Source organism: Mesorhizobium captivum (assembly GCF_033977165.1).
Classification (GTDB): domain Bacteria; phylum Pseudomonadota; class Alphaproteobacteria; order Rhizobiales; family Rhizobiaceae; genus Mesorhizobium; species Mesorhizobium captivum.
In genome coordinates this window covers 1-4,466 of record NZ_JAVIJB010000090.1, presented here as the reverse complement: position 1 = coordinate 4,466, position 4,466 = coordinate 1, and the positions used below count along the sequence as shown (strand labels likewise).

At 60.3% G+C, this 4,466-nt stretch carries 3 protein-coding genes and 1 pseudogene; 1 reads left to right on the top strand and 3 read right to left on the bottom strand.

Annotated features, from left to right (window positions below):
• Positions 1-370: 370 nt before the first annotated feature.
• Positions 371-2,023: an MFS transporter gene (locus RFM40_RS33205; protein WP_320230199.1), complete on the bottom strand. Its 1,653-nt coding sequence runs from the start codon at positions 2,021-2,023 to the stop codon at positions 371-373.
• 374 nt (positions 2,024-2,397) lie between these two features.
• Between RFM40_RS33205 and RFM40_RS33200 the strand changes: the two genes are divergently transcribed.
• Complete coding sequence (locus RFM40_RS33200; RefSeq protein WP_320279024.1) at positions 2,398-2,859, top strand: Ros/MucR family transcriptional regulator; 462 nt, start codon at positions 2,398-2,400, stop codon at positions 2,857-2,859.
• A 184-nt stretch (positions 2,860-3,043) separates the two neighbouring features.
• Here the strand turns inward: RFM40_RS33200 and RFM40_RS33195 are convergent, their stop codons facing one another.
• Together RFM40_RS33195 and RFM40_RS33190 are read right to left on the bottom strand one after the other, a co-directional pair.
• Complete coding sequence (locus tag RFM40_RS33195) at positions 3,044-3,256, bottom strand: cold-shock protein (protein WP_112101617.1); 213 nt, start codon at positions 3,254-3,256, stop codon at positions 3,044-3,046.
• Positions 3,257-3,543: 287 nt separating this feature from the next.
• A pseudogene (locus tag RFM40_RS33190) lies at positions 3,544-3,854 on the bottom strand (hypothetical protein); the annotation flags it as partial.
• Positions 3,855-4,466: the final 612 nt, after the last annotated feature.

The window sequence follows — 4,466 nt, the reverse complement described above, 5'->3', positions numbered from 1 at the left end:
TGACGACGCGAGTACGTTAGACCGGCGGCGCGTAAGGCATACGGAATCCAGCTGCTTGGAACGCCAGCAGCCACGCCAGCTGAACATTCCCGCAGAATTGAATTGATTGGACAGCCGATTGACTGGTCTGCCCGTTGTGATTCGCTGATCTGTCTAAAACTTGAGCGACATGACGACAGCAAGGCGGAGCGCCCGGCGGCGCTTCGGCGGGACCGCAGCGTGCGCGTCGTTGGCACCACTGTTCGGCTTGTAGAGCTGTGGATAGCGATCCCCCAGCCGCGCTCTATCTCTATCGAACTTCGCGGCGGCCTTTGCCACCATCATGATGCCTGCGCTTGGAGCGGTTGGCGATTACCAAATCGAGACGAGATCACCGTCGGAAAAAGAAGCTCCCCGACTGCTCCCGCCTGCGCGGCGCTCCGGTCGGCCGCTCGATCGCAAGCCGCGTGCGAGGCGGAAGCTCTCCCGCATGCAGTTCGAGGAGAGACCGATCCAGTTCCCTGTCCTCCGCGGTCAGCCGGTGGTTGAGGCGAAGGTAGTCCATCCAAGTCGGCGTGCGGAACGTCTCCGTCCAATGCGAGGGTTCCTGGAGGTCGCGCTGGAGATTCCAGTGCCGGGCGCCGGCGCGGCTCTGCACCCGGCGGCGTTCCTGCATCTGGTCGAGGAAGGTTTCGACGTTGGCTTCCGGTATGGAGTACTCGATCTTAACCACGATCGGGCCGCTTCTCGACTTCAAGTCGAGGGCGAGCGCCGGCGTTTCGAAGCCAAGCGAATCCTGGTCGGCCTCTTTCCACTGGCGGATCGGGAGCAGCAGTCCGGTGGCGGCAACCAACAAGAGAGCGCCCGCAGAGGCCTCGAGCGCCAGCGTCAGGGAATGGTTTTCGGCCACCACGCCCCAAATCCAGCTGCCGACCGCGACACCTCCCGACGAGAGGGCCGAGTAGATCGAGAGCGTGCGGCCAACGACCCAGCGCGGGCTCGACAATTGCACGCTGACGTCAAGTCCCGTCCAGGTGACGACCCAACCCGCGCCGCCCAGCGTCAAGGCAATCGCCGCCACCACCAGCGAAGGCGTGAAGGCAAGCGCCAGGCAGCAGGCGGCGCAGGCAATACAGGCGAGCGTCGTCAGACGCTCTTGCGACAGCGACCGCCTCAGCGCGTTGTTGGAAATGCCCGCGCACAAGGCGCCGGCGCCAAATCCAGCCATCAGGACACCATAAGCGATCGGCCCTCCTCCGAGCTGGTCCCGGGCAACCAGTGGCAGCAGCGCCAGGATCGAGATGCTCGTCAGACCGAAAAGGAATCCACGCGCGATCGCCGCCTTGATCTCTCCCGACAGCGCCGTGAAGCGGGCCCCGTCATGAATGGCCGTGCTCAATGGCTCACGGGGAAGAGGCGAAGCGCGACCGCTCCATTTGTAGAGTCCTATGGCCCACAGCATCGCCAGATAGGTCAGCGTCGCCACCGCGAAAGCCGTCAGAGGTCCGAAGGAGGCGACAACGACGCCGCCGAGCGCCGGACCGATGCTTCGCATTGCATTGTAGCCGACCGAGATTAGCGTGACCGCGGCCGGAACTTCGCGCTTTCGCAGGATGTCGCCAACCGAGGCATGCCATGCCGGATCAGTGAACGCAGCGCCGCATCCAGCCAGGCAGCTGAAGGCGAGGATCATCCAAGGATTGTAAAATCCCAGCGCCACAAGAGCGGTCAGCATGATCGACGACAATGCTATCACGCACCAGCCGATGGCCATGACATGGCGGCGGCTGAAATTGTCGGCAATGGCCCCGGCGAAGATCGACAGAACGAATACGGGCAGCGTCGTGGAGGTCTGCACCAAGGCCACCATCACGTCCGAGGTCGAGATGGTGGCCATCAGCCAACTGACCGCGACCGTCTGAAACAGCCAGCCCAGACCGGACAGCTGTGCGGCTAGCCAGATCGCGCGAAAGGTGGGGTTCTCCAGCGGCGCGAACGTCGCCGACGAAACTGAAGCTGCGTCCGCGCGCGCCACCCTGCTCATTGGGCGAGCCCTTCTCTGTTCGTGAACACGTTTAGTTGGAGATTTCTCCCTTCGGCGCACTTGCCTATGGAGAGTGGCAGGATCAGGGCATTACAATGCCGAACCGAGTAATTTCGACGGCTGCTTCAAAGCCAAAACTGAACCGTTCTGCTGGAAATACCTGTCCATCCATCACCAAAGCGCCTTAGCGACCAATCGATCATTCTACTGGAAGTTTTGGGCGGTGGAGATGCGTCTATTGACGCGCGCAATGCGCGCGCCGCTTTGAGCAGACCGTATGAAAGGGGCTGGAACGCAACCTTTCATTGCGTTCTGTGGCTGCCTTCATTAATCAAGCTGATTTTTGCAGAAGCCATCAAAATCAGGAGCATTCCGTGACAGAAGAAATCGAGAGCAATAGTGATGCCCTCATCGAGCTTACCGCCGACGTCGTATCGGCCTACGTCTCGAACAATCCGGTCCCGGTGAGCGACCTTCCTGGCCTGATCGACCAGGTTCATGCCGCCTTAAAAGGCACGATCGGCGGCCCGGTCCCTAAGCCTGAGGACCTCAAGCCTGCCGTTCCCATCAAGAAATCGGTCACGCCCGACTACATCATTAGCTTGGAGGACGGAAAAAAGTTCAAGTCGCTGAAGCGCCATCTCTCAACCCACTATGGCCTTACGCCCGACGAATACCGCGCAAAGTGGGGCCTGCCGGCAGACTACCCGATGGTTGCCCCGAATTATGCCGCAGCTCGCTCTGCTTTAGCCAAGACCCTGGGCCTGGGTCGAAAGCCTGATCAGGCCGAACAGGCCGCACCGGCAAAGAGGGCCCGCAAAAACGGCGCGGCCTGAGCGTTGTTCCGGCGCGCTGACTTGAAAGGCGGGGAGACTCCCGCCTTTTGCACTGCGTTCCCCGGCCTGCAACAATTTGCGCGAGGCTTCCGTCGATTTCATGTTCACGCGCGATTTCATCTGCGGCGGTCGGTAGAGGCTCGCCGTCGGGCGGCTGTTGCGCCATGCGCAAGAAGCCGTCAGCTCACTTTACTTTGCTGAGATTGCCGGCCGAGGATTTCCCGGTGCGGCGGTCCTGCTCGATCTCGTAATTAACCTTTTGGCCGTCAGCGAGAGTCGAAAGACCCGATCGCTCCACAGCGGAAATGTGGACAAAAACGTCCGGGCCGCCCGCATCGGGTTGGATGAAGCCGAAGCCCTTCGTGCTGTTGAACCACTTTACCGTGCCAGTTGCCATCCATTTTTCCTTTGTATCGGTTGCAGCGTTGGTTTGCCCAAGCCAGTTAACATTCTGACTTGGGGATAGGCGCAGCAAAAACGAGAAATCGCAAGCCCCCTGGATTGCCAGGAGGAAAATCAAATGCCGGATACCGGCTGGTGAACGCTCAACCCCTGCTTTGTCCCTTGGCTGCTGCGGCCATCACTCGCCATGGCCGGATGGTGTGCGATCCGCCAGCCGGGGCGGCGAACTTCGCTATGACGCGCAGATCGAGAATGCCTACGAGACCGGTAACTTCTCTGGGGTCAGGCGGCGTGCAGGAGAGGCGGCTTGGGCTTGAATAGTGATGGCACGTTCGGTTCTGGCTGTCGGAACGGTGCTCGCAATCGATCGCGAAGCTCGCCGTTGAGATCTGCCGTGCGGACCTGCATGAGCATGTGAGCGCCGTGAAGCGACCATCCCATCTGCTGTTTCTTGACCATCCGCTTGCCGACGAGTGAATTCACCGCTGACTCGGCCAAGGTCGTGGCGATGCGAAGTCCAGCTCGGTAGCGCTTGCCATAGTGATGATCGCGCTGCGGTTCGATCGGATATAGGTCAGCAGCTGCGAGCCGAGCAGCTCGGATCGGACCGCTGGTCGCCTGTGGCAATGCCGGCGATCGGCTCGCTATCTACTTCAACCGCGGCACGCTGATGTCGAGGTGGTCAGCAGGTTATTTCATGACCACGTCACCCTTCAGCGGAACGCCGCGGACGGAAAACCTTACTCAATTTTCTCAATAGAGCGATCGTATTCAAGATCCGAGGGAGTTGCAGCCAAATCGGGAGGAAATTGCGCCGCCATGCCAGCAATCGGGGCCGTCATCTGTGCACCGTACTGCCCCGATGGCCAAAGAGGATATTCGCCCCCCGCGACAACGTCGTCATTCGACGTGAATTCGCGGATTGTGACTGATGCTAGGTACGACATGTTTGTGCGGGCAATCGTCGGGCGACTTGCAGGCCAGGTGTAGGCCTGGCTATACAAGAGGTCTTCGCGCAACTTCAAAGGGAGGTGGTCGGCTGGAAAGCGCGAACATACTGTCGTCGGCAGTTTGGGTTCCCAACCCTGCACAGCGGTTTTCTCACCGCGGCTCGATCCCGCTGAAACCGCGGCTGACTCATGAGGTGTTTAAGTTGGAAAAACCGGAGAGAGAAATTTGACAACCGGTAGCAAAATCCCGGTCCG